Annotated in this window: 19 protein-coding genes and 1 pseudogene; 7 read left to right on the forward strand and 13 right to left on the reverse strand. The window is 70.4% G+C overall.

Annotated elements, in window-relative coordinates; genetic code table 11:
- Nucleotides 1-62 precede the first annotated feature (62 nt).
- Nucleotides 63-311 (reverse strand): hypothetical protein, encoded by a 249-nt coding sequence (locus tag ON26_RS32970; RefSeq protein WP_040799199.1) that lies wholly within the window; start codon nucleotides 309-311, stop codon nucleotides 63-65.
- Here ON26_RS32970 and ON26_RS25020 point away from each other — a divergent pair.
- Both ON26_RS25020 and ON26_RS25025 read left to right on the forward strand, forming a co-directional pair.
- Nucleotides 311-811, forward strand: a pseudogene (locus ON26_RS25020) (beta-ketoacyl-[acyl-carrier-protein] synthase family protein); the annotation flags it as partial. The gene ON26_RS32970 and the pseudogene ON26_RS25020 sit on opposite strands and share 1 nt — an antisense overlap.
- A 112-nt stretch (nucleotides 812-923) precedes the next feature.
- Nucleotides 924-1,727 carry a thioesterase family protein gene (locus tag ON26_RS25025; protein WP_040799200.1) on the forward strand — a complete coding sequence of 268 codons (804 nt, stop codon included), beginning with the start codon at nucleotides 924-926 and terminating at the stop codon, nucleotides 1,725-1,727.
- Nucleotides 1,728-1,819: 92 nt separating this feature from the next.
- Here the strand turns inward: ON26_RS25025 and ON26_RS25030 are convergent, their stop codons facing one another.
- From ON26_RS25030 to ON26_RS25040, 3 genes are read right to left on the reverse strand one after another with little or no spacing between them, the layout of a single operon-like run.
- On the reverse strand, nucleotides 1,820-2,410 hold the full coding sequence (locus tag ON26_RS25030) for a TetR/AcrR family transcriptional regulator (RefSeq protein ID WP_040799202.1): 591 nt from the start codon (nucleotides 2,408-2,410) through the stop codon (nucleotides 1,820-1,822).
- Complete coding sequence (locus ON26_RS25035) at nucleotides 2,407-3,627, reverse strand: cytochrome P450 (protein ID WP_040799203.1); 1,221 nt, start codon at nucleotides 3,625-3,627, stop codon at nucleotides 2,407-2,409. Before ON26_RS25035 ends, ON26_RS25030 begins: the two co-directional genes overlap by 4 nt.
- A gap of 60 nt (nucleotides 3,628-3,687) precedes the next feature.
- Nucleotides 3,688-4,836, reverse strand: a complete 1,149-nt coding sequence (locus ON26_RS25040; protein WP_040799205.1) for a GTP-binding protein — start codon at nucleotides 4,834-4,836, stop codon at nucleotides 3,688-3,690.
- A gap of 140 nt (nucleotides 4,837-4,976) precedes the next feature.
- Between ON26_RS25040 and thiD the strand changes: the two genes are divergently transcribed.
- From thiD to ON26_RS25060, 4 genes are all read left to right on the forward strand, one after another.
- Entirely contained in the window at nucleotides 4,977-5,822 is an 846-nt protein-coding gene (gene thiD / locus ON26_RS25045) for a bifunctional hydroxymethylpyrimidine kinase/phosphomethylpyrimidine kinase (protein ID WP_040799206.1), read from the forward strand.
- Nucleotides 5,823-6,181: 359 nt separating this feature from the next.
- Nucleotides 6,182-6,823, forward strand: coding sequence for a class I SAM-dependent methyltransferase (locus tag ON26_RS25050; RefSeq protein WP_040799208.1), 642 nt, complete (start codon nucleotides 6,182-6,184; stop codon nucleotides 6,821-6,823).
- Nucleotides 6,824-6,913: 90 nt separating this feature from the next.
- The gene (locus ON26_RS25055; protein WP_051027552.1) at nucleotides 6,914-8,218 is read left to right on the forward strand and encodes a bifunctional glycosyltransferase family 2/GtrA family protein; all 1,305 of its coding nucleotides are present in this window, start codon (nucleotides 6,914-6,916) and stop codon (nucleotides 8,216-8,218) included.
- Entirely contained in the window at nucleotides 8,215-10,332 is a 2,118-nt protein-coding gene (locus ON26_RS25060; protein WP_040799209.1) for a glycosyltransferase family 39 protein, read from the forward strand. Before ON26_RS25055 ends, ON26_RS25060 begins: the two co-directional genes overlap by 4 nt.
- Nucleotides 10,333-10,605: 273 nt before the next feature.
- On the opposite strand, the gene ON26_RS31820 is transcribed toward ON26_RS25060, so the two are convergent.
- The 9 genes from ON26_RS31820 to ON26_RS25110 all read right to left on the reverse strand — a co-directional run bounded on the left by ON26_RS31820 (nucleotide 10,606) and on the right by ON26_RS25110 (nucleotide 23,740).
- On the reverse strand, nucleotides 10,606-11,190 hold the full coding sequence (locus ON26_RS31820) for a hypothetical protein (protein WP_051027530.1): 585 nt from the start codon (nucleotides 11,188-11,190) through the stop codon (nucleotides 10,606-10,608).
- 110 nt (nucleotides 11,191-11,300) lie between these two features.
- Nucleotides 11,301-13,832 (reverse strand): 2Fe-2S iron-sulfur cluster-binding protein, encoded by a 2,532-nt coding sequence (locus ON26_RS31825; RefSeq protein WP_051027531.1) that lies wholly within the window; start codon nucleotides 13,830-13,832, stop codon nucleotides 11,301-11,303.
- A gap of 657 nt (nucleotides 13,833-14,489) precedes the next feature.
- On the reverse strand, nucleotides 14,490-15,119 hold the full coding sequence (locus ON26_RS25080; protein WP_040799356.1) for a TetR/AcrR family transcriptional regulator: 630 nt from the start codon (nucleotides 15,117-15,119) through the stop codon (nucleotides 14,490-14,492).
- A gap of 5 nt (nucleotides 15,120-15,124) precedes the next feature.
- On the reverse strand, nucleotides 15,125-15,886 hold the full coding sequence (locus ON26_RS25085) for an enoyl-CoA hydratase family protein (RefSeq protein WP_040799213.1): 762 nt from the start codon (nucleotides 15,884-15,886) through the stop codon (nucleotides 15,125-15,127).
- Nucleotides 15,887-15,912: 26 nt separating this feature from the next.
- Nucleotides 15,913-17,073 carry an acyl-CoA dehydrogenase family protein gene (locus ON26_RS25090; protein WP_040799215.1) on the reverse strand — a complete coding sequence of 387 codons (1,161 nt, stop codon included), beginning with the start codon at nucleotides 17,071-17,073 and terminating at the stop codon, nucleotides 15,913-15,915.
- Between the two features lie 9 nt (nucleotides 17,074-17,082).
- On the reverse strand, nucleotides 17,083-19,203 hold the full coding sequence (locus tag ON26_RS25095; protein WP_040799217.1) for an acetyl/propionyl/methylcrotonyl-CoA carboxylase subunit alpha: 2,121 nt from the start codon (nucleotides 19,201-19,203) through the stop codon (nucleotides 17,083-17,085).
- A gap of 57 nt (nucleotides 19,204-19,260) precedes the next feature.
- Entirely contained in the window at nucleotides 19,261-20,856 is a 1,596-nt protein-coding gene (locus tag ON26_RS25100; RefSeq protein ID WP_040799219.1) for an acyl-CoA carboxylase subunit beta, read from the reverse strand.
- A 17-nt stretch (nucleotides 20,857-20,873) separates the two neighbouring features.
- On the reverse strand, nucleotides 20,874-22,028 hold the full coding sequence (locus ON26_RS25105; protein ID WP_040799221.1) for an acyl-CoA dehydrogenase family protein: 1,155 nt from the start codon (nucleotides 22,026-22,028) through the stop codon (nucleotides 20,874-20,876).
- The gene (locus ON26_RS25110; protein WP_040799223.1) at nucleotides 22,025-23,740 is read right to left on the reverse strand and encodes an acyclic terpene utilization AtuA family protein; all 1,716 of its coding nucleotides are present in this window, start codon (nucleotides 23,738-23,740) and stop codon (nucleotides 22,025-22,027) included. Before ON26_RS25110 ends, ON26_RS25105 begins: the two co-directional genes overlap by 4 nt.
- A gap of 222 nt (nucleotides 23,741-23,962) precedes the next feature.
- Between ON26_RS25110 and ON26_RS33955 the strand changes: the two genes are divergently transcribed.
- Nucleotides 23,963-24,121, forward strand: coding sequence for a CG2302 family histidine operon protein (locus ON26_RS33955; protein WP_169333766.1), 159 nt, complete (start codon nucleotides 23,963-23,965; stop codon nucleotides 24,119-24,121).
- The last annotated feature ends 79 nt before the right edge of the window (nucleotides 24,122-24,200 follow it).

A 24,200-nucleotide genomic window follows, 5' to 3' on the forward strand; every position in this document is an offset into this window, starting at 1 on the left:
TTTCGATACTCGCGACCCGGGCCGCGCCGACGTGTCCGGCCCGGAGGAACATCGGCCGGCGGTCAGCCGAGAACGGTGTCGATCAGCCGACGAGCCGCGCGGTCGGTGCGCCGAACGTCGCCGGTGATCAGCCGATCCTGCAATACCCCGCGCAACCCGGAAACCAGTAGCGTGGCAACCACTTCCGGATCTTCGACGGACTCGATCGTGCCCAATGCGGCCGAGAGCGCGCCGATGAACGCGGCGATCGCCTCGATGGCGTAATCCTGGAACGGTCCGTCGGCCGCACAGGCCGCACCGAGCACCTGCATCCGAGCAGCACGCGCGAGCCCGAGGCGCGCGAGCCCACGCCCGAGTCCTGGGCGCGGGCATCACCTCCGACGCCCACCACATCGTCGCCTCCGACCCGACCGGCGAAGGCGCCGCCCGCGCCATCCGCCGCGCGATCCGCGCCGCCGGCCTCACCCCCACCGACATCACCCACGTGAACGCCCACGCCACCTCGACTCCGATCGGCGACGCCTCCGAGGCCGCCGCCCTCACCGCCGTCCTCCCACACGCCTCCGTCTACGCGCCGAAGTCCGCCCTCGGCCACTCCATCGGCGCGGCAGGCGCCCTCGAATCCGCCCTCACCGTCCTCACCCTGCGCGACCGCGTCGTCCCGCCCACCCTCAACCTCGACAACCAGGACCCGGCCGTCGACCTCGACATCGTCGCCGACAAGCCCCGCGAGCAGCGGATCGACTACGCCGTCAACAACTCCTTCGGTTTCGGCGGTCACAACACCGCCCTAGTCTTCGGCCGCCCCTGACCGCCCGGCCCGCCGAGGCGCATCTCTCCGAACGACCGGACGCTGGCAGAATCGTTTCCCGAACGAAGTATCCGTGCCCGGCGGCCCGCCGGCCAGATGGACGGGACCGACCATGACCGACCTCCCCGAGGCCTTCTACCTGCCCGACCCCGAGCAGCCGGGTCGCTTCGTGTCCACCGAACTCACCCGCGGCCCGTGGTCCCCCGACGCCCAGCACGCGGGCCCGCCATCGGCCCTGATCGGCCACGCGCTCGAACGCTGCGAGCCGCGCGAGGGATTCCATATCGGCCGGGTCGCGGTGGAGATCCTCGGCCCGGTGCCGCTGGCCCCGCTCACCGTCGAGACCAGGGTCACCAGACCGGGGCGCAGCGTGGAACTGCTCGAGGCCACGCTGTCCGCCGACCGGGGCCCGGTGATGAAGGCCAACGCCTGGCGCTTCCGCCGCGCAGACCCGGATCTGGACGTGCCCGAGGAGTTCCGGCCCACCGGCAACCGCCCGCACCCCGATACCGCGCCGCCGCCGACCCCGTTCCCCTCCCGCCAGCCGATCGGCTTCCACACCGGCATCGAATACCGTTTCGTCCGCGGCGCTTTCGCGGAGCCGGGCCCGGCGGTCTGCTGGATCCGGCTGAAGTACCCGATCGTCGCGGGCACCACGCCGAGCCCCCTGGAGCGCACCCTCGCCGCCGCCGACTCGGGCAACGGTGTCAGCGCCGTCCTGGACTGGTCGAAATACCTGTTCATCAACACCGATCTGACGGTCACCCTGCACCGTCAGCCCGCCGGCGAATGGGTCTGCCTCGACGCTGTCACCCACCCCCAGCCCGGCGGCATCGGCCTCGCCGAATCAGCGCTCTTCGACGAGCGGGGCCCGCTCGGCCGCAGCACCCAGACCCTCTTCCTCGGCCCCCGCTGACCTGTACCCGCGCCGGGTCCGATCACCGATCCACGGCATACGGCTCAGTCGTCGGCAGGTTCGTCGCGCCACAGCCGGTGCCCCGAGATCGCTCACACCGCGATGCGCTGGTCCACGAGGAACGGCACGACGAAGGCGCGCAACATCTCCCGTTCCTCCTCGGCATCGGAGGCGGGCAGGGTGAGCAGCGAGACCACCGCCCGCACCGTCCACCGGCCGAGCCTGCGCGCGCCGGGCGCGTCGAGATCGGGCCGCAGCGTGGCCACGAAATCGCGGGCCAATCCCTCGACCACCGTCGACGAATCGGCGAGCCGCGCGACGACACCGGCGTTCACCGGCTCGAACCAGACGGCCAGATGCGGGGTGTCGCGCACTTCGGCCAGAATCGCTGTCAAGGTGTCGAGCAGAGCGGCGGCGGGATCGGCTGCGGCGCCGCGATCCCGCCACACCCGGGCGACCACGCGGCGCGCCTCCCGCCCGGCGAAGGCGACGAACAGCTCCTGCCGGTTCGGGAAGTAGCGGTAGAGCGTGGCGCGGGAGCACCCCGCGGCGGCAGCCACCTCGGCCATGCCGATCCCGGACACTCCCCGCACGCCGCGCTCCAGGAACAGACCGCGCACCGCGTCGAGAATGCGTTCGGCAGCCAGCTCGGTGCGTTGACCGGCCAACCAGTCCCCGCTCACGCCGCACTCCGGAACGGCACCCGGGTGGGGCGGCGAACGTAGGGGCCGTCGGCGTATTCGACACCGTCGATGTCCACGATGAAACGGGGATAGCGGGCCAGCAGCTCCTCCATCGCGATACGGGCCTGCATGCGGGCCGCGGCCGCCCCGAGGCAGTGGTGCGGGCCGTGGCCGAAGGTGAGGATGTGCTGCGGATTCCGGGTGATGTCCAGGTCGGCGGCGTCGGAGCCGAAGACTCGTTCGTCGCGATTGGCGGAGCCGTAGACGAGCAGCACTTTGCGGCCCGCGGGAATGGTGACGCCCTCGATCTCCACCTCACGCGTGGTGGTGCGGGCCAGGCCCTGCACCGGGGAGGTGAGCCGGGCGAACTCCTCGATCGCGGGGCGGATCAGCCCGGGGTCAGCGGCCAGCGCATCGCGCTGCGCGGGGTTCAGGTGCAGGAGCCCGACCGCCCCGCCGAGCAGTCCGGTGGTGGTGTCGTTGCCGCCCGCGACCATCGTCCAGGTGTAGGCGAGCAGTTGCACCAGCCCGGTCACATCCTCGTCGGTGGCGCCCAGACCAGCCTGGACCAGCAGCGAGACGGTGTCGTCACCGGGTTCGGCGCGCCTGCGCCGGATCAGCTCGGCGAAGTAGCCGACCATCTCCATCGAGGCCGCCTGGGCCTGCTCGGTCGTCCTGCGCGCTCCGGCCGCCACCACGGCATCGGTCCATCCGTCGAACCGCTCCCGATCCTGTTCCGGCACACCGAGATAATGCGCGACGACCATGCTCGGCAGCGGCTTGAACAGCGTCTCGACGATGTCGCCGCCCGCCCCGAGCCGATCCAGCCGCTCCCGGACGAAGGCCCGCACCATCGGCTCCAGCGCCTCCACCCGCCGCGGCGTGAACCCGCGCGCCACCAGGGTGCGGAACTCGGTGTGCTGCGGCGGATCCTGCATGACCATCGGAGGATTCGCGGTCAAGCCGATCCGCTCCAGCTCGCCGTATTCGATGGTGAGGCCGTCGCGGGAGGAGAAGGTCGCGGTGTCGCGGGCCGCGGCGACGACGTCGGCGTGCCGGGTGAGCACCCAGTAGTCGTTCTCCGGCCGGCTCTCGGGAACCACGTGGTGCACCGGCTCGTGCGCACGCAGCGCCGCGTACATGGGCCACGGGTCGGCCCAGGTGGCGCTGGTACACGGCCGAAAGACAGGAGTACTTCGAGACTCCACAGGCGACATGTTTCGACGGTAAGACATATCGCACTATCTGTCTAGACACGGCACATCGCCGGACACTTCTCACGCGTGCTCGTGCAACTCACCCCAAGCAGGCAACGGATCCTCGTACGCCGCCCACTCGGCGGGCCCGGCCTCGAACTCGTCATCGGTGACCAGCGCCCCGTCCAGCAGTCCCCGCACCCGGTCGCCGTCGAGCCGCACACCGATGAAAACGATCTCCTGCCCGGGCGAACCATCCAGTTCCGACCACCATGCGGCCGGCTCGACCGTGAGATTCGGGCCCGCCTGCGACCACACCGCCGCGAACTCGGCACGACTGGCGATCCAGCAGAAACCCTTGCTGCGCAATACTCCTCGCATCTGCACGAGAGCGTCGGCGAGCCGCGCCGGATGAAACGGCCGCTCAGCGGTGAAAGTGATGCTGCGTATCCCGTACTCCTCGGTCTCCGGGACGTGGCCACCCGCCAATTCCTCGTCCCAGCCGTCGGATTCCGCGGCGAGCGCCGGACTGTAGCGGCCGGTGCCGAGCACCTCGGACAAGTCGACCACGCCGCGCTCGGTCCGCAGCACCCGCGCGCGCGGATTCATCCGGCGCACGGTCGCCTCCACGGTTCCCGCCGCGGACTCGCTCACCAGATCGGTCTTGTTGATCAACAGCACGTCGGCGAACTCCACCTGGTCGACGAGCAGATCGGCGATCGTGCGCCCGTCCCCCTCGCCCGCCTGCAGATCGCGCTCGGCCAGCGCCTGACCGCGCACCACCTCCGCGAGAAACGTCGAAGCGTCCACCACGGTCACCATCGTGTCGAGCCGAGCCAGATCGCCGAGCCGGAACCCGTCCTCGAATTCCCACTCGAAGCTCGCCGCCACCGGCATCGGCTCGGAGATCCCCGTCGACTCGATGACGAGCTGATCGAAGCGCCCTTCGCGCGCCAGCCTGCCTACCGACTCGATGAGGTCCTCACGCAATGTGCAGCAGATACAGCCGTTGGTCAGCTCGACCAGTTTCTCCTCGGTGCGATCCAGATGCCCCTGGCCCGCCACGAGCGCGGCGTCGATGTTCACCTCGCTCATGTCGTTGACGATCACCGCTACGCGGCGACCTTCCCGATTGGCGAGGACATGGTTGAGCAGCGTCGTCTTGCCCGCTCCGAGAAAGCCGGAGAGAACGGTCACGGGCAGCGGATCGACGCGCAGGGATTCACTCATGCCGCAAACGATAATCATTTTCAATAAACTTCCGCAAGCCGCTCCGCCGACCGCTGCCGCCCGAGACGGGCGGTCGCATTGCCACGCGTTCCAGCGGGACCGGCGCAGCGGCGAGGCGGCCGGACCGTAATGTGCCTGTTGTGAAACTGCTGCCCATCCCCGCCGAAGGACGGACTCCGGTCCGCGTCCTCACCATCGCCGGCACCGACTCCGGTGGCGGCGCAGGCATCCAGGCCGACTCCCGCACCATGGCGCTGTGCGGGGTGCACGCGTTGGTCGCGGTAGCCGCGGTCACCGTGCAGAACTCGGTGGGCGTCAGCGGTTTCCACGAGATTCCGCCGCAGGTGGTCGCCGATCAGGTGCGTTCGGTGGCCGGGGACATCGGCGTCGACGCCGCCAAGACGGGCATGCTCGCGTCGACGGCGATCATCGAGGCGGTCGCCGCGGTGTGCCGGGAGGTCGGGATCGGCGGCGACGGGCCGACGCCGCTGGTGGTCGACCCGGTCGCGGCTTCCATGCACGGCGATCCGCTGTTGCACTCCGAAGCGCTCGACGCTGTCCGCAACACCCTGTTCCCGCTGGCCACGGTGGTGACCCCGAACCTCGACGAGGTCAGGCTGATCACCGGCATCGAGGTCACCGACCACGCCACCGCCCGCAAGGCCGCCGAGGCCCTGCACGCGCTCGGCCCGCGCTGGGTGGTGGTCAAGGGCGGGCACCTGCGCTCTTCCCAGGTCAGCACCGACCTGCTGTTCGACGGCCACGCCTTCCACGAGTTCACCGCGCCTCGCATCGCCACCGGCAACGACCACGGTGGTGGCGACACCCTGGCCGCCGCCATCGCCTGCGCGCTCGCCCACGGCTACCAGGTCCCCGACGCCCTCGCCTTCGCCAAGGAGTGGACCCGTCGCTGCCTGGAAGCCGCCTACGACCTGGGCGCAGGCCACGGCCCGGTGTCCCCGCTCTGGCGGCTGCACGAGTCCTGAACCGCGCCGCGCCGGGCGTGCGCGGAATTTGTCGTACCCCGGCGCGACACTGGATTCAGTCGCCGTCACGCAAACCCGCAACGGCGCGGCATCGGAACAACGGCGTTCCTTCGTGACGACGGCGCCGACCCGAATCGACACTTCCGTCGAACGGAAGCATGCCCGTGCGCCCGCTGGTCAGCGCGGCCGATACTTTCAGTAGTCGCCACCACCATCCGCAATGGCGCGGACGAGCCGGAACAACGATGTTCCGCACGGTGGCGGCGACGAGAATTTTTGCCGAACCGGCAACACAACTTGCCAGCCAGCGGCGGCGGAGCGCACCCTCGTGTCACGACCCCCCGTGACGAGGAGAAACGATGTCCGAATCCACACCCGAGCAGTTCTGGGAAGACTTCTACCGAGAGCGCGACAACATCTGGTCGGGCAAGGTGAACCCGCTGTTCGCCCGCGAGGCCGAGGCCTTGGCCCCCGGCACGGCGCTCGACCTCGGGTGCGGCGAAGGCGCGGACGCGATCTGGCTGGCCGAACGCGGCTGGCAGGTCACCGCGACCGACATCTCCGCGACCGCACTCGAGCGCGCCGCGAAGCACGCCACCGACGCCGAGGTGGCCGACCGCATCACCTTCGTCCGCCACAACCTGCTCGAGTCCTTCCCCGAGGGCGCCTTCGACCTGGTGTCCGCGCAGTTCCTGCACTCTCCGGTCGCCGCGGCGGGCGAGCGCGACTCGATCCTGTTCCGCGCCGCCGAGGCCGTCGCGCCGGGCGGAGTGTTCCTGATCGTCGGGCACGCGGGCTGGCCGAGCTGGATGACCGAGCCGCCCGCCTTCGAGTTCCCCACCATCGAGGGCACGCTCGCGCTGCTCGAGCCGTCCGGGCCGTGGACGGTCGAGACCAGCGAACGGGTCGAGAAGGACATGGTCGGTCCCGAAGGACAGGCGGGCACCCGCGCCGACACCGTGTTGCGTCTGCGCCGGCCGGTGGCGGTTCCCCAGCCCTAGCGGCTCGACGCAACACCGGGCCCGATGTTCCCAGGAACCTCCCAGCTCGGTCCCAGCGAGGCGGGAGCCACGGGCTCGATCGTGGAAGCCATGACCGAGACCGTGGCAACAGTCGCCCCCGTGGCGGCCCGGATTTCCGCCGCCGGGGACCGGGCGCCGGTGCTGGACATCGTGATTCCCGTCTACAACGAGGAGGCCGGGCTCGCCGACTGCGTGCGCAGGCTGGACGCATACCTGGGCAACGGATTCCCGTTCTCCGCACGCATCACCATCGCCGACAACGCGAGTACCGACGCCACGCTGCGCATCGCCGACGACCTCGCCGCCTCGATGCCGGGCGTCCGGGTGGTGCACCTCGACGCCAAAGGCCGCGGTCGCGCCTTGCGCGCGGTCTGGGAGCGCTCCGACGCGCAGGTGCTCGCCTACATGGACGTCGACCTGTCCACCGATCTGGACGCGCTGCTCCCCTTGGTCGCCCCGCTGGTGTCCGGCCATTCGGACCTGGCGATCGGCACCCGCCTGGACGCCGCGTCGCGGGTCGTGCGCGGCCCCAAGCGCGAGATCATCTCCCGCTGCTACAACCTCATCCTCAAAGCCGCGCTGCGGGCGCACTTCTCCGACGCCCAGTGCGGCTTCAAGGCGGTCCGCGCGGAGGTGGCGCATCGACTGCTGCCGCTCGTCGAGGACGGCGAGTGGTTCTTCGACACCGAACTGCTCGTGCTCGCCGAGCGCGCCGGGCTGCGCATCCACGAAGTGCCGGTCGACTGGATCGACGACCCCGACAGCCGCGTCGACATCGTGGATACCGCGCGCAAGGATCTGCGCGGCGTGTGGCGGCTGGCCAGGGCGATCTCCACCGGCGCGCTGCCGCTGGAGGAACTGCGCGCGGCCATCGGACGAGAACCGCTGGTCCCCGGCGTCCCGCTCGGCATGGTCGGGCAGGTCGTGCGCTTCGCGCTGGTCGGCGTCGGCTCGACCCTCGCCTACATCCTGTTGTATCTACTACTGCAGCCGGCCATCGGCGCGCAGGCCGCCAACTTCGGCGCGCTGCTGCTGACCGCCGTCGCCAATACCGCCGCCAACCGCGCCTTCACCTTCGGCGTGCGCGGTTCGTCCCGCGTGCTCACCCACCAGTTCCAGGGCCTGCTGGTCTTCTGCTTCGGCCTGCTCGTGACCAGCGGATCACTGTTCGCCCTGCACCGCTGGGCCGTCGACGCCCCCGTCTACGTCGAACTGGCTGTGCTGGTCCTGGCCAACCTCGTCGCCACCATTGCCCGCTTCGTCGGCTTGCGCTGGGTGTTCCGCGACGCGGGCAGTTCCCGCACCGTCCGGTCCGCCACCCCGGCCACGGCCGAGTTCCCTCGCACCGACGACCCGTCAGGAGCCACCTGGTGACCGCGACGCTCACCCACTCCGCACCGACCCCCTCCCCCGCGCACCGGGCTTCGACCGCGCACACCCCGCTCCGCCGCGAATACGTCCTGCTCGCCCTGCTTCTCCTCGGCACCACCGCGGCCTATCTCTACAACCTCTCCGCCAACGGCTGGGCCAACGCCTTCTATTCGGCGGCGGTGCAAGCCGGTTCCGAATCCTGGAAGGCGTTCTTCTTCGGCTCCTCCGACGCCGCCAACTCCATCACCGTCGACAAGCCGCCCGCCTCGCTGTGGCCGATGGCGTTGTCCGCGCGAGTTTTCGGGCTCAACAGCTGGAGCATGCTGGTGCCACAGGTCCTGCTCGGCGTGGGCAGTGTGGCGCTGTTGTGGGCGACGGTGCGCCGGGTCTTCGGCCCGGCCGCCGGCCTGCTCGCCGGGCTCGCGCTCGCGGTGACGCCGGTGGCGGCGCTGATGTTCCGTTTCAACAATCCCGAAGCGCTGCTGATCTTCCTGATGGTCGCGGCCGCCTGGGCGATGACCCGCGCGGTGGCCGACGGGCGCTGGCGCTGGCTCGTGCTGACCGGCGCGTTCATCGGATTCGGCTTCCTGACCAAACAGCTGCAGGTGCTGCTGGTCGTCCCCGCACTCGCGCTCACCTACCTGATCGCCGGGCCGCCACGGCTGGGCAAGCGCGTCGCGCAACTGTGCGCGGCTGGTGCGGCGATGGTGGTGGCCGCGGGCTGGTGGCTGCTGGCGGTGGAGCTGTGGCCCGCGGCGTCACGACCGTGGATCGGTGGCTCCCAGAACAATTCGATCATCGAGCTGACCCTCGGATACAACGGCCTCGGCAGGCTCAACGGTCACGAGACGGGCAGCGTCGGCCGCGGCGGTGAACTACCGCCCGGCGGCAACGGGATGTGGGGGCGGACGGGCATCACCCGGATGTTCGACAACGCCCAAGGCGGTCAGATCGCCTGGCTGATCCCGGCCGCGCTGGTCCTGCTCGGCACCGGTCTCGTGCTGCGCGGCCGCGCTCCCCGCACGGACGACAAGCGCGCCGCGCTGATCCTGTGGGGCGGCTGGCTGATCGCCACCGGCCTGGTCTTCAGCTTCATGCAGGGCATCTTCCACCAGTACTACACCGTGGCACTTGCCCCCGGCATCGCCGCTCTCGTCGGCGCGGGCACCGTCCTGGCCTGGCGCGAACGCGACCGGCTGTGGGTGCGCCTCGCACTCGCGGCGACGGCGGCGCTGAGCACCGCCACCGCGTGGATGTTGTTGTCGCGCAGCGCGGATTTCGTGCCGTGGTTGCGCTGGGCGATCCTGGTCGCGGGCGTCGCCGCCACGCTCGGCGTGCTCGCCACCGTTGCGCGCAAGGCACTGGCCGTGGTCGCCGTGGCAGCGGCTTTCGCGAGCCTCGGTGGTCCGGTGGCCTACACCGTGCAGACGCTCGGCGGCTCCCACCAGGGCTCCATCCCCATCGCCGGCCCCTCGACCGGCGGCTGGGACGGCCCCGGAGGACCGCGCATGCCCGGCGAGATGCGCGCCATGCCCGGCGGCTCCCCGATGCCGGGCGGACCGTTCCCCGGCCGAGGCACGCCCGACGACGAGGCCACCGGCGACATCCTCGCGCCCCTCGGCGCCGCACCCAATGCGAACGGATTCCCGGACTCGGCGACCACGCCGGGCGAGGCCACCGGCGGACCGAACGGCTCCCCCGCGGGCACTCCCGACGGTCGCCCGGGCGGACCGGCCATGCGAGGCGGCCCCGGCGGACTCCTCGGCGCGACGACACCCGGCAGCGAACTGCTGACCCTGCTCGAGACCGACGCCTCCAACTACACCTGGATCGCCGCCGCCGTGGGATCCAACAGCGCGGCGGGCGCCCAGCTCGCCACCGGCAAGCCCGTGATGCCCGTCGGCGGCTTCAACGGCAGCGACCCGTCCCCCACCCTCGGGCAATTCCAGCAGTACGTGCGCGACGGCGAGATCCACTACTTCCTCGGCGGCGGCCGCGGCGGCCCGGGCGGAAGCACCGAGTCGGAGAGTTCCCGGATCAGCGACTGGGTCGTGCAGAACTTCACCGCGCTCGAGGTCGACGGCGTCACCGTCTACGACCTGACCACCCCGAACTGACCGTGGCCGGCTGTGGAGCCGGGCTACACCAGCCGAGGCGCCTTGCTCCCGTTGCCGACCGGCGCGTGACCACTCGACCCAGCCCAGCTCCCGCTGTGCATCGATCGACCCCGGCTTCGCCGAACCTTCTGTCACCCAGGCGCACTGGATCCGGCGGATCGACGGCAGTACGGCCGATGTGGCGCCGGCGGCCGCGCCGCGTCATCTGCTCGGGGTACGCCGCTCGAGGCCGACGCCTCCCTGCCGCTGCGTCACCCGGTTGTGGGTGCGCGGTCAGCAGCGGAGGATCGAGGCGGCCTCCGGCGACAGGCCGTACTTGCCGGCGCAGTCCATGCCGCCGTAGCCGTGTTCGACGAAGCGCCAGTGCCCGTGCGCCTCGGAGTACTGGAATATGTACAACTCGGGATGGAGGGCGCCCTCCGGCCAGTTGTTCGCCGAGGCGAAGGTGCCGACGCAGCGCGAGTCCTGGAGCGGGACCAGTGAGTCGGGCGGGCCTGTCATGCGGAGCGAGGTGATCAGGTATTCGTCGGTCACGATGGCACAGTGGTCGTCCGACGACGCCGGGGGTTCGGTCACGCCGGTGTCGACGGGCACGGTCGGCTCCGGAGCGGGCACCGTCGCCTCGGGGGCGGGCTCCGTCGCCTCGGGAGCGGGCACGGTGGCATCGGGAGCGGGGGCCGCGGTCCCCGCGTCGGGACCGGGTGCCGGAGTGCGGGGGGTGGTCGCCGGGGCCGAGGCGTTCGGGGACACGGTGCTCGAGGCCGCGGAGCCGTTGTCCGAGGCGTCTTCGCCGCCGCACGCCGTGAGCACGGCCGCAGCGGTGGCGGTGGCGGCGATGAGCAGAACTGATCGCGTCATGTTTCCTCCGAGGATTGGGCCCCGCCTGGTGGCAGGTGCCAACCGAATCATCGGAGGCACAAGACGTTTCGTTTCATGTGCGAACCATAGGTCCGGGGAACGGTTCGGTATCAGCTCGGTGACGAGTCGGGGTCGACGAAGCGGAGAGTCAGCTCGGCCGAGGTCGGGCGGGCCACACAGGGCAACGTTCTGCCCGCGGATCGCTGGGCATCGGTGAGCGCGAGCAGCGGATCGTCGGGGAGTTCCACCGAGCCGGAATCCACCGCGGCAAGACAGGTTCCACAGGATCCGCCGAGGCAGGAATAGGGAAGGTCTTCGCGGTGCGGCAAGGCGGCGTCGAGAACGGTTGCGCTGCGCGGCATCTCGTATCGCAGGTCGAATCCGTCGCCGACGAGCGTGACGGACGTGGTCGGACCGTCGGCATCCGCGGCGCTCGGCGCGCTCGGGTGGGCGGTGTCGAACAGTTCGAAGGAGATCGCCGCCCGCGCAACGCCGCGCTCCAGCAGGGCGTCGACGGTGTCCGTGACGAGTTTGCGCGGGCCGCAGAGCATCCAGTGGTCGGCGTCTTCGGCGGTGACGACCTCGGGGGTGATGCGGCCTGAGCGGAAGGCGGGGTCGCCGGGGCAGGCGTTGGCGCGGGAGAGGTGGTGGACGATCCGGAGCCGGTCGGCGTGGCGGGCCAGCAGGTCGTCGAGCTGCCTGCGCAGCATGATGGTGCGGTCGTCGCGGCTGCCGTAGTGCAGAGTGACGGTGGTGTCCGGTTCGGCTTCCAGGATCGCGGCGATCTGCGCGACGATCGGGGTGATGCCGCTGCCCGCCGCGACCGCCACATAGCGGGCGCCGAGGCAGGGATCGACGGTGAACGCGCCGGTGGGCTCGGAGACGTGCAGGACCGTGCCGGGCGCCAGTTCATCGATGGCGTAGCTGGAGAACAGGCCGCCCTCCTGGTATTTCACCGCGATCCGGAGGACGCCTGCTGTCGGGGCGTCGCACAGTGAGTAGGTGCGGCGGACCGAGGCCGTCGTGCCCGCTCCCCGGATCACCACGTGCTGCCCGGCGCGGTATCGGAAGCGTTCGGAAAGGTGTCCGGGTACATCGAATTCGACGATCACGCTGTCGGCGGTGTCGCGCCGGACTTCGCGAACGGTCAGGCGATGGAAGCCACGAGCGGGGCCGTAGGGCACCGGATCGAAACCCGATGACTCGGGAAGGCTCGCGCGAGGGGCGCCGGCGGGCAGAGGTGCCAGGCCGCGCAGGGGTGCAGGAAGCGCGGCGACCATCGAACGCATCGGCGCGGAATTACGCAGCGCGACAAAATAGTTCGCGCCCAGCGCCGCCGCGGCGCGACCGAGCAGCATCGGATCGAGCACACTGACCGGCTCGTCGAGCAGTCCCGCGATCCGCGCGATCTGCCTGCCCACACGCGCATCCCGCGCACCCACCGACATCGCGACGTGGGTGGCGAACTCCAATGCGCGCGTCGGAATCCGGCCGCCCTCGTCCACATGCGGCATGGCCAGGTCGAACAGCCGGGTGATCATCCACGCGTCGTCGATCTCGGCGGCGACCGCGCGGAACCAGCGCGTGGCGAGCGGCTCGCCGGAGGACTCCGCGAGCACCCGGCGCAGGCACAGCGATTGCAGCGCCGACACGCTCATGCCCTGGCCGAACGCCGGGCTGAAACTGCACACCGCGTCGCCCATCACGAGCAAGCCGTCCGGGAAGCGGGTCAGCAGTTCGTAGCGTCGACGCTGATTGGCCAGGTAGCGGTAGGTGGAGACGGGCGTCAACGGCTCGGCGTCGAGCAGCGCTTCGCGCACATCGGGCGGGGCGACCGAGGCCGCGAACCGCCAGAACCCGTCGTCGCCGGTCGGTGGATGGTCCGCGCCGTAGCCGATCAGGGTGAGGATGTGCCGATCGCCCTCGACTTCGAACAGCGCCAAGCCGCGCGCGGGATTCTGATTCGCGACCACGATCTCCTTGTCGGCGACCGCACCCGCGGGCAGCCGCACATACCGGCTCGCGTACTTCATGTCGATCCGCACGCCGTCGGCCCGCGGCCGCTCGTAGCCCAGCCCTTCCAGCCAGTCCTCGATCGGCCCGTGCCTGCCCATGCAGGAGACGACCAGATCGGCCTCGACCTCCCGCGTCCCGTCCCGCCCGGACTCGATACGAACCCCGCGCACCCGCCGGTTTCCGTCCGCGGTGAGCAGGCCCGACGCCGAGCAGCCGACCACGAGAGTGACGTTCGGCAGCGCCCGGACGCGCTCACGCACCCGCCATTCCAGAAACGGCCTGCTCGCCTGCAACAACGAATAGCCCGCATCGGCCTGCCGCAAGGTCTGCCCGGCGATCGTCATCCGCATCTGCGTCAGCGACCGGCACTCGACCGCCCCGTCCGCGAGCGCTTGCTCGGTGAACCCGGGGAACAGTTCCTCGAAGATCTGCTTGCCCCGCGCCAGCAGTGCATGCACGTGCCGCCCCTGCGGAACCCCCTGCCGGTCCCCCGGCTCCGACAGATCGTCGCGCTCGATCACGGTGACCCGCTCGAAACTCTCGCTGAGCACCCGCGCCGCGAGCAGCCCGGCCATGCTCGCGCCGAGCACCACCACGTGCCGCCGGCCCGCCTGATCGATCGCCACAGCCCGCACCTTCCGACGTCATCGTCCGTGGCGTCCGCACACAGCCGTGGACGTCACCGAAGGTCAGTATCCGTCACACCGGCAATACAGGAATCAGGTGGTGCCAGTCCGAGGCCCAGCGGGGTAGCCGCCGCACCCTCGGTGCACCTACAGCGCCGCGATGTTCTCGCGGTCCTCTGTGCCATGCCCGGCCGGCGACCGGTCCAACCCCATTTTCCCCGGTCGGATCCTGCGCCGCAGGTCGGCGGCCTGCACGGAAGGTCCCAGAGTCGCCGAACCGGTGATGCCGATCGACGGCCTCCCCAGATTCTCGAGGATCTGCTTCGCGACGACGAGTGCCGGGGATTCCCGGTGCGATCTCGGCCTGTTCATCGGACACCCCAATCGCTGCTACGGCCATGACACCTGTGTATTCGTTGCGACTTCGGCGCGGTACGCCTCGTTGTGTTCGAAGACGATGTCATCGCCGTCACGGCGAAGGGTGGCCGCCGAGCGGCCCGATTCGTAGACGTCGGCTTCCACGACATCGCGCGTGCGCTCCGGGTCACGGCGAGAGTGGGGGAGCTCTTTCCGCTTTCGAGCGTCCGCACGGACGACAACCCGGCCTCGGCAGGGTCGGCGACGTCCATGCCTGGTCCGGGACAAATCCCCTATACGTCAGGCGGGCTTCGCGGCGGAGGTGGCGGCGAGGGCCGTGTGCAGGGTGGCGGCCCACTGCTGCACGATCTGTTTGCGGCGCTGCGAGTCGTCGGTGAGCACGTCGGCGAGGCCGAGGCCGCGGGCCAGGTCGAGGGTGGCCTGAACCAGGTGGTGGGTCACCGGGTCGGAGTCGTCGACGCGGAGTGCTTCCACCGCACGGCGGTGGGAGGCCCGGCCGAAGTGGGCTTCCAGCGGGACGATGCTCTCGCGCAGGGCGGGGTCGGCGGCGGCGTGGGTCCAGACCTGCAGGGCCGCTTTGAACAGCGGGCTGGTGCAGGATTCGACCAGGCCGGTGACGACGGCTTCGGTGCGGGCCAGGCCGTCGAGATGTTCGGAGAGGGCTTCGGCCTCGCGCAGCGCCTGTTCGGTGCGGATGTCGAACATGTACTCGAGGGCGGCGGTAATGAGCTCTTCCCTGGTCGGGAAGTGGTGCTGGGCCGCGCCGCGGGAGACGCCCGCGCGCTCGGCGACCACCGCGACCGTGGCTGCGGCCCAGCCCATTTCGGCCAGGCAGTCGATGGTCGCCTCGAGCAGCCGCTGCCGGGTGGCCCGGCTGCGGTCCTGCTTGGGTTCGTGCGGTGTCGCCATGATCGTCATTCTGCCCAGTGCGGCGGTCGACGCTGCAGGAAGGCGGTCATGCCCTCGTGCACGTCGGGGGTGCCGAAGAAGGAGGCCGAGCGTTGGGCGAGTTCCTCCGCACTCCGGTCGAATTCGGCCAGAATCGCCGCGTTCACCAGTCGCTTCGCCTCGGCGAGCCCCTGCGGCGCGCCTTTGCGCAGTTCGGCGCACAGCCGGGCCACCTCGGCGGCTGGGTCGTCGGCGGCGAGGGTGACCAGCCCGATGCTTTCGGCGGTCGCGGCGTCGAACTTCTCACCGGTCAGGTAGTAGCGGCTCGCGGCGCGCGGGTCCAGGCGCGGAAGCAGGGTCAGCGAGATCATGAAGGGCGCCAGGCCGATACGTACTTCGGTGAGGGCGAACGAACTCGACGGGCCCGCCACGACGAGATCGCAGGCGGCGACGATGCCCATGCCGCCCGCGCGCACATTGCCGTCGATCCGCGCGATCACCGGCTTGGGCAGTTCCACCAGCCTGCGCAGCACGCCGATCATGGTCCGGGTCCGCTGGTCGGCGGCCACGGCCGGATCGGCGTCGCTCGCCTCGGTGAGATCGGCTCCGGCGCAGAAGGTGTTGCCGGTGTGGGTGAGCACGATGCCGCGCACCGCCGGATCGGCCGCCGCGTCGTCGAGACCGCGCAGCAGTTCGGCGACGAGACGGGTCGACAGGGCGTTGCGGTTGTGCGGCGAGTCGAGAGTCAGGACCGCGAAACGGTCGCGGATCTCGTAGCGCACCAGCATCGTGTTCTCCTCGGGACGGCTGTGGATCAGTACGAGCGCGGCAGGCCGAGCGAGTGCTGGGCGACGAAGTTGAGGATCATCTCCCGGCTGACCGGCGCGATCCGCGCGATGCGGGCCGCGCCGAGCATGGCGGCCAGGCCGTAGTCGGCGGTCAGGCCGGCGCCGCCGTGGGTCTGGATGGCCTGGTCGAGCGCGTTGATACTGACCTCGCCCGCGGCGTACTTGGCCATATTGGCCGCCTCCGCGGCGCCCATCTCGTCGCCGGCGTCGTAGAGGGTCGCGGCCTTCTGCATCATCAGCTTGGCCTGCTCGAGCTCGATCTTGACCTTGGCGAGCGGGTGCGAGATGCCCTGGTGCGCACCGATCGGGGTCTTCCAGACGGTGCGTTCCTTGGCGTATTCGACGGCGCGGTCGATGGCGTAGCGGCCGACGCCGATGGCCATGGCGGCGCCCATGATGCGCTCGGGGTTCAGCCCGGCGAACAGCTGCATGAGGGCCGCGTCCTCCTTGCCGACCAGGGCGGTCGACGGCAGGCGGACATCGTCGAGGAACAGGTTGTACTGGTGGTCCGGCTCGATGATGTCCATCTCCTGGGCCACCTTGGTGAAGCCGGGGGCGTCGGTGGGGACGATGAACAGGGCGGGCTTGAGTTTGCCGGTCTTGTGGTCCTCGGTGCGCGCGACGATCAGCACGGCCTCGGCCTGGTCGACGCCGGAGATGAAGATCTTGCGGCCGGTCAGCAGCCAGTCGTCGCCGTCGCGGCGGGCGGTGGTGGTGATCTGGTGGGAGTTGGAGCCCGCGTCGGGTTCGGTGATGCCGAAGACCATCTTGGCCGAGCCGTCGGCGATGCGCGGCAGCCAGTTCTGCTTCTGCTCGTCGGTGCCGTAGCGGCTGATGATGGTGCCGCAGATGGCCGGGGAGACGACCATGAGCAGCAGGCCCGCGCCCTGGGCGGACAGCTCCTCCATCACCAGCGACAGCTCGTACATGCCCGCACCGCCGCCGCCGTACTCCTCGGGCAGGTTCACGCCGAGGAAGCCGAGCGCGCCCGCCTCTTCCCACAGTTCGGTGAGCGGCTCGCCCTTGCGGGACTTGGGCAGCACGTAGTCGCGGTAGGTGTACTTCAGGGCCAGCTGGGCCACCGCGGCGCGCAGCGCCTTGCGTTCGTCGGTCTCGATGAAACTCATGGTCGGTCCTTACTTCTCGTCGATCGCGTCGTCGGGATCTACGACGGCCAGTACTTCGCCGAGCTCGACCTGACGGCCTACCTCGACGTTCAACGCGCTGAGCACGCCCGCGGCGGGCGCGGCGATGGTGTGTTCCATCTTCATGGCCTCCAGCCAGAGCACGGGCTGTCCGGCGCTCACCCGCTCGCCCGCCGCCGCGCCGAGGCGGATCACGGTGCCGGGCATGGGGGCCAGCAGCGAGCCGGTGGCGAGCTGATCGGCGGGGTCGCTGAAACGCGGCAGCCTGCGCACGCCGACGGGGCCGAGCGGGGAGTCGACGCAGACCAGGTCGCCGTAGCGGGCGATGTCGAAGCTCCGGCGCACCGGGCCGCGTTCACCGGGCACGGACAGGACGACGCGCTCCGGGGTGGCCTCGATCAGCTCCAGACCCTCGTGTCCTTCGACGAGGACACCGCCGCGGGTGTGGCGGTAGTCCACGTCGTGGGCGCCGGTGAGGCGGCTCTCGTAGGACTTGCGCTGCGGCTGGGAGGGCAGATTGCGCCAGCCACTGGGGAATCCGCCGCCGGTGCGGGCGGTCGCGCGGTTGGCGGCGGCGTCGGCGAGAGCGGCGGCGACGATGGACAGACGTTCGCCGTCGGGGTCGGCCAGCGGGGCGGCGAGGGTGTCGAGACCGTGGGTGGCGAAGAAGGCGGTATCGGTGTCGCCCGCCAGGAAGGCGGGATGGCGCAGCACCCGGACCAGCAGGTCGCGATTGGTGACCAGGCCGTGGATACGGGCGCCCTGCAACGCCGAAGCCAGCAGACGCGCCGCTTCCGTGCGGGTTTCGGCGTAGGAGATGACCTTGGCGAGCATGGGGTCGTAGTGCACACCGACCACCGAGCCGTCCAGCACGCCGGTGTCGAGACGGATGCCCGGGGTGGTCAGCGGCGCGAATTCCGTTGCCACCCGCGGGATGTCGATGCGGTGCACAGTGCCGCTCTGCGGCTGCCAGTCGTGCGCGGGGTCCTCGGCGTACAGGCGGACCTCGATGGAGTGGCCGCGCATCGCCGCCGGCTCGGCGGGCAGGGGGTCGCCGCAGGCCACGGCCAACTGGAGCCGGACGAGATCGACCCCGGTGGTGCACTCGGTGACCGGATGTTCCACCTGCAGACGGGTGTTCATCTCCAGGAAGTAGAACTCGCCGGTCTCGTCGGCCAGGAATTCGACGGTGCCCGCACCGGTGTAGCCGATGGCGGAGGCGGCCAGGCGCGCCGCCTCGAACAGACGATCCCGCATCCCCGGGCCATCGTCGTGCCACGCCGGCGCATCCGACGGCCGGTGCGCACCGCCGGGAACCTCGCGGCGGCCGGAGTCCGCACCCTCGGCGTGCGTACGGCTCGCAGCCGCGGCCGCGCGCGCGGAGTCGATACGCTCGACCAGCGGTGAGGGCGCCTCCTCCACGACCTTCTGATGGCGGCGCTGGATGGAACACTCCCGCTCCCCCAGCGCCCACACCGTGCCGTGGGTATCGGCCATGACCTGCACTTCGATGTGCCTGCCGGTCTCGAGATAGCGCTCGCAGAACACCGTGGGGTCGCCGAAGGCGGATTCGGCCTCGCGCCGTGCGGCTTCGATCTGCGCGTCCAGCTCGGCCAGGTCGCGCACCACGCGCATACCGCGGCCACCGCCACCGGCCGACGCTTTGATCAGCACCGGGAGGTGGGCGTCGGTGACCTCGGCCGGATCGAGTTCGGGCAGGACGGGCACGCCCGCGGCGGCCATCATCTTCTTCGCGGCGACCTTCGAACCCATCTCCTCGATGGCGGCCACCGGTGGGCCGATCCAGGTGAGCCCGGCATCGAGCACGGCCTGCACGAATTCGGCGTTCTCGGAGAGGAATCCGTATCCCGGATGCACCGCGTCGGCACCGGCGGACAGCGCTGCCGCGACGATCAGCTCCCCGCGCAGATAGGTCTCACCGGGAGTGTTGCCGGGCAGGCGAACGGCGGCGTCGGCATCGCGGACATGCGGGGATTCGGCATCGGCGTCGGAGTACACCGCGACCGTGCCCAGCCCCATGCGACGGCAGGTGGCGAAGACCCGGCGCGCGATCTCACCGCGATTGGCCACCAGCACAGTGGAAATCGTCATCTGCCGCTCACCACCACGACTGCCTCGCCATCATGAATGCTCACCTTCACGACTGCCTCACATCCGGAAGACGCCGAAGCCCGCGGCGCCCTCGATCGGGGCGTTGTGGACGGCCGACAGCGCCATGCCCAACACCGTGCGGGTATCGCGGGGATCGATGACACCGTCGTCGTAGAGCCTGCCGGACATGAACATCGGCAGCGACTCGGCCTCGATCTGCGCTTCGATCATGGCGCGCATGCCCGCGTCGGCCTCCTCGTCGAAGGCCTTGCCGCGGGCTTCGGCGGCGGCGCGACCGACGATGGAGATCACGCCGGCCAGCTGCGCTCCGCCCATGACGGCGGATTTGGCACTGGGCCAGGCGAATACGAAGCGCGGGTCGTAGGCGCGCCCGCACATGCCGTAGTGGCCCGCGCCGTAGGAGGCGCCCATGAGCAGGGTCAGGTGCGGGACCTTCGAGTTGGACACCGCGTTGATCATCAGCGCGCCGTGCTTGATGATGCCCTTCTGCTCGTACTCCTTGCCGACCATGTAGCCGGTGGTGTTGTGCAGGAACAGCAGTGGGGTGTCGGACTGGTTGGCCAGCTGGATGAACTGGGCCGCCTTCTGCGCTTCCTCGGAGAACAGCACGCCGCGGGCGTTGGCGAGGATGCCGACGGGGTAGCCGTGCAGGCGCGCCCAGCCGGTCACCAGGCTACTGCCGTACAGGGGCTTGAACTCGTCGAAATCGGAGTCGTCGACGATGCGGGCGATCACCTCGCGCGGGTCGAACGGGATCTTCAGATCCGAGGGCACGATGCCGAGCAGTTCCTCGGCGTCGTAGCGGGGTTCGAGCACCGGCTGCGGGGCCGGGCCGCGCTTGCGCCAGTTCAGCCGCGCGACGATGGAACGGCCGATGCGGATCGCGTCCTGCTCGTCGGCGGCCAGGTAGTCGGCCAGGCCGGAAACGCGGGCGTGCATGTCGGCGCCGCCCAGGGATTCGTCGTCGGATTCCTCGCCGGTGGCCATCTTCACCAGCGGCGGGCCGCCGAGGAACACCTTGGAGCGTTCCTTGATCATCACCGTGTAGTCCGACATGCCGGGCACGTACGCGCCGCCCGCGGTCGAATTGCCGAACACCAGGGCGATGGTCGGGATGCCCTCGGCGGACAGCTGCGTGATGTCGCGGAACAGCCGACCACCGGGAACGAAGACTTCCTTCTGGGTGGGCAGGTCCGCGCCACCGGACTCCACCAGGTTCACCAGCGGCAGCCGGTTCCGGCGGGCGATGTCGTTGGCGCGCAAGTTCTTGCGCAGCGTCCACGGATTGGAGGTGCCGCCGCGCACGGTGGGGTCGTGCGCGACGATCATGCACTCGACGCCTGCCACGATTCCGATGCCGGTGACGACGCTGGCGCCGACATGGAATTCGCTGCCCCACGCGGCGAGCGGGCACAGTTCGAGGAACGGGGAGTCCTCGTCGATGAGCAACTCGATGCGCTCGCGCGCGGTGAGTTTGCCCCGCTTGCGGTGGCGGGCGAGCTTGTCCGGGCCGCCGCCTTCGACGGCCTTGACGAACTCGGCCTCGACCTCGGTGAGCTTGGCGCTCATCGACTCCGCGGCCGCGCGGTATTCCGCCGCGGCGGTGTCGAGAACGCTGCGCAACACGGTCATGCCCGCCACCCTTCCGATCAGGCCTGGTAACCCAGGCGCTTGCCTGCCAGGCTCAGCAGGATCTCGCTGGTGCCGCCGCCGATGCCGAGCAGGCGGATGTCGCGGTACTGGCGCTCCACCTCGGACTCGCGCATGTAGCCCATGCCGCCGTGCAGCTGAACCGCCTGGTGGGCAACCCATTCGGCGGCCTCGACGGCGGTGTTCTTGGCGAAGCACACTTCGGCGATCAGGTCGGTCTCGCCCTCGGCGGCGCGCCGGGCGACCTCGCGGGCGTAGACGCGGGCCACGTCGATGCGCCGGGCCATCTCGGCGACGGTGTTCTGCACCGCCTGGCGGCTGATCAGCGGACGGCCGAAGGTCTCGCGGTTGCGCACCCACTCCAGGGTGAGGTCGAGGCAGCGCTGCGCCTGCGCGTAGCCCTGCACGGCCAGGCCGAGCCGCTCGCTGACGAACGCGCCCGCGATCAGGTAGAAGCCGGCGTTCTCCGGGCCGACCAGATTCGCCACCGGCACCTTCACGTCGACATAGGACAGTTCGGCGGTGTCGGAGGCCTGCCAGCCCATCTTCTCCAGCTTGCGGCTGACGGTGAAGCCCGGGGTGTCCTTGTCGACGACCAGCAGCGAGATGCCGCCCGAACCCTTGCCGCCGGTGCGGACCGCGGTGACCACGAAGTCGGCGCGGCAGCCGGAGGTGATGTAGGTCTTGGAGCCGTTGACGATGTAGTGATCGCCCTCGAGGCGCGCGGTGGTCGACAGGTTGTTCACGTCGGAGCCGCCGCCGGGCTCGGTGATGGCCAGCGAGCCGATCATGTCACCGGCGAGGGTGGGCTTGACGTAGCGGTCGATGAGGTCCTGGTTGCCCGAGGCCACGATGTGCGGGACCGCGATGCCGCAGGTGAACAGCGAGGCGAACAGGCCGCCGGAGCCGCCGGCCTGGTGGATCTCCTCGCAGACGATCGCGGTGTCGATGGCCGTGCCGCCGCCACCGCCGACCTCCTCGGGGAACTGCAGGCCGAGCAGGCCGAGTTCGCCCGCCTTCTTGTGCAGCTCGCGCGGGAGCTCGCCGTCACGCTCCCACTGGTCCAGGTGGGGCAGCACCTCGCGCTCGACGAAACCGCGCACGGTGGCGCGTAGTTCGCGACGTTCGGGTGTGTTCCAGGGGTTTTCGGTCATGACAGCAACTCCACGGGGATATCGATGTGACGGGACCGCAGCCATTCGCCGAGTCCCTTGGCCTGCGGATCGAACCGGGCCTGATACGCCACGCCCTTGCCGAGCAGGCCCGTGACGAGGAAGTTCACCGCGCGCAGGTTCGGCAGGAGGTGTCTGGTGACGGTCAGGTCGGCGGTTTCGGGCAGAAGTTCTTTCAGTGTCTCGACGGTGAGGGTGTGCGCGAGCCAGCGCCAGGCTTCCTCGGTACGCACCCAGACGCCGATATTGGCGTCGCCGCCCTTGTCGCCGCTGCGGGCCAGCGCGACAGCGCCCAGCGGGACCCGCCGGACCCGCCCGCCCGGGAACGGCTGCGGCAGTTCGGGTTCGGCGACCGCTTCCAGCGGCTTCGTCTGCTCGGACGGGGCGATCTCGGCACGTGAGCCGTCGGGCAGAACCGCCACGTGGGCCGTCTCGGCCGCGTCCACGTAGCCGGCGGTGTAGACGCCGTAGGGCGAGCCGTTGCCGGGCGGGGTGGTGAAACTGCAGCCGGGGTAGCTCGCCAGCGCCAGTTCCACCGCCGTGCCCGAGAACGCGCGGCCGACCTTCTTCGGGTCCGGATCGCGGACCACGCAGCGCAACAGGGCGCTGGCCTGCTCCTCGGTGTCGGCGTCGGGACGGTCGAGGCGGGCCAGGGTCCATTCCAGTTCGGCCGGGCGCACCGGAAGCCAGGACTCCAGCTGGCGGCGGGCGAGGTCGGCCTTGGCCTCGATGTCGAGGCCGGTGAGGACGAACTCCATCTCGTTGCGGAAGCCGCCGAGGGTGTTCAGCGAGACCTTGAGCTGCGGGGGCGGCGCCTCGCCGGTGACACCGGAGACCAGGACCCGATCCGGGCCTTCCTGGCTGAGCCGCACGCTGTCCAACCGGGTGGTGACGTCGGGTCCGGCATAGCGAGCGCCCTGGATCTCGTACATGAGCTGGGCTTCGACCGTGTCGACGGTGACCGCGCCGCCGGTGCCCTCGTGTTTGGTGATGACGCTGCTGCCGTCGCGGCGGATCTCGGCGATCGGGAAGTCCGGCCTGCCGAGGTCGGCGATCTCGGTGAAGAAGGCGTAGTTGCCGCCGGTGGCCTGGGTGCCGCACTCGATGATGTGGCCCGCGACGACCGCGCCCGCGAGCGCGTCGAAATCGGTTCGGGCCCAGCCGAAGTGGGCTGCGGCGGGGCCGACGATGACCGAGGCGTCGGTGACGCGGCCGGTGACCACGATGTCGGCATCGGCACGGAGGCATTCGACGATGCCCCACGCGCCGAGGTAGGCGTTGGCGGTGAGCGGCGCGCCGAGGCCGAGTTCCTGCGCGCGCGGCAGCAGGTCGTCGCCTTCGACGTGGGCGATCTTCGCGTCGAGCCCGAGTTCGGCGGCGACCTCGCGCACCTTCTCGGCCAGGCCCGCGGGATTCAGGCCGCCCGCGTTCACGACGATTCGCACGCCGCGGTCCAGGGCGAGTCCGAGACAGTCGCGGATCTGGGTGAGGAAGGTCTTGGCGTAACCGAGGCTCGGGTCCTTCATCCGGTCCCGGCCGAGGATGAGCATGGTCAGCTCGGCGAGGTAGTCGCCGGTGAGCACGTCCAGCTGCCCGCCCTCGAGCATCTCGCGCATGGCGGAGAGGCGGTCGCCGTAGAACCCGGAACAGTTGCCGATCCTGATGACATCCGGATCGGCGGCCAGCCTACGCATCAGCCCGGTGCCTCCCTGTCGATGAATCGGTCGGTTGTCGCGCCCAGCATCACACTCGCGCCAGAAAAAATCAAGCTAGCGTGCTTGTTACTTGTTCCCGCAGATCAGCGCGCTATCCGGAGAGCCGGAACCCGGCGCGAAACCGCACCGGCGAGCCCGCGTCGGACGCGCCACCCGCCTATCGTGCACCCGCCGACCCGAGCACACGGCAGAATCGGCCCAATGTCCACCGACGTGACGATGATCCTGCTGCTCGCCCTCGCCGGCTTCCTGCTCGGCGGCGCCTACTCGCTGTGGAAGACCTCCCGGCCCGTCGCCATCGGCCTGGCAATCTGCGGCGCGCTGGCTGCCGCGGCCGGGCTCTTCTGGGGCCTGGGCTGACATCCTCCGCCGTGGTGTGAGCCGCGCGGGCGCCCATGAGCACACGGGATCGGGACAGCTCGTCGTACCCGGACACGAG

The sequence above is a fragment of the Nocardia higoensis NBRC 100133 genome, assembly GCF_000308595.1.
Classification (GTDB): domain Bacteria; phylum Actinomycetota; class Actinomycetes; order Mycobacteriales; family Mycobacteriaceae; genus Nocardia; species Nocardia higoensis.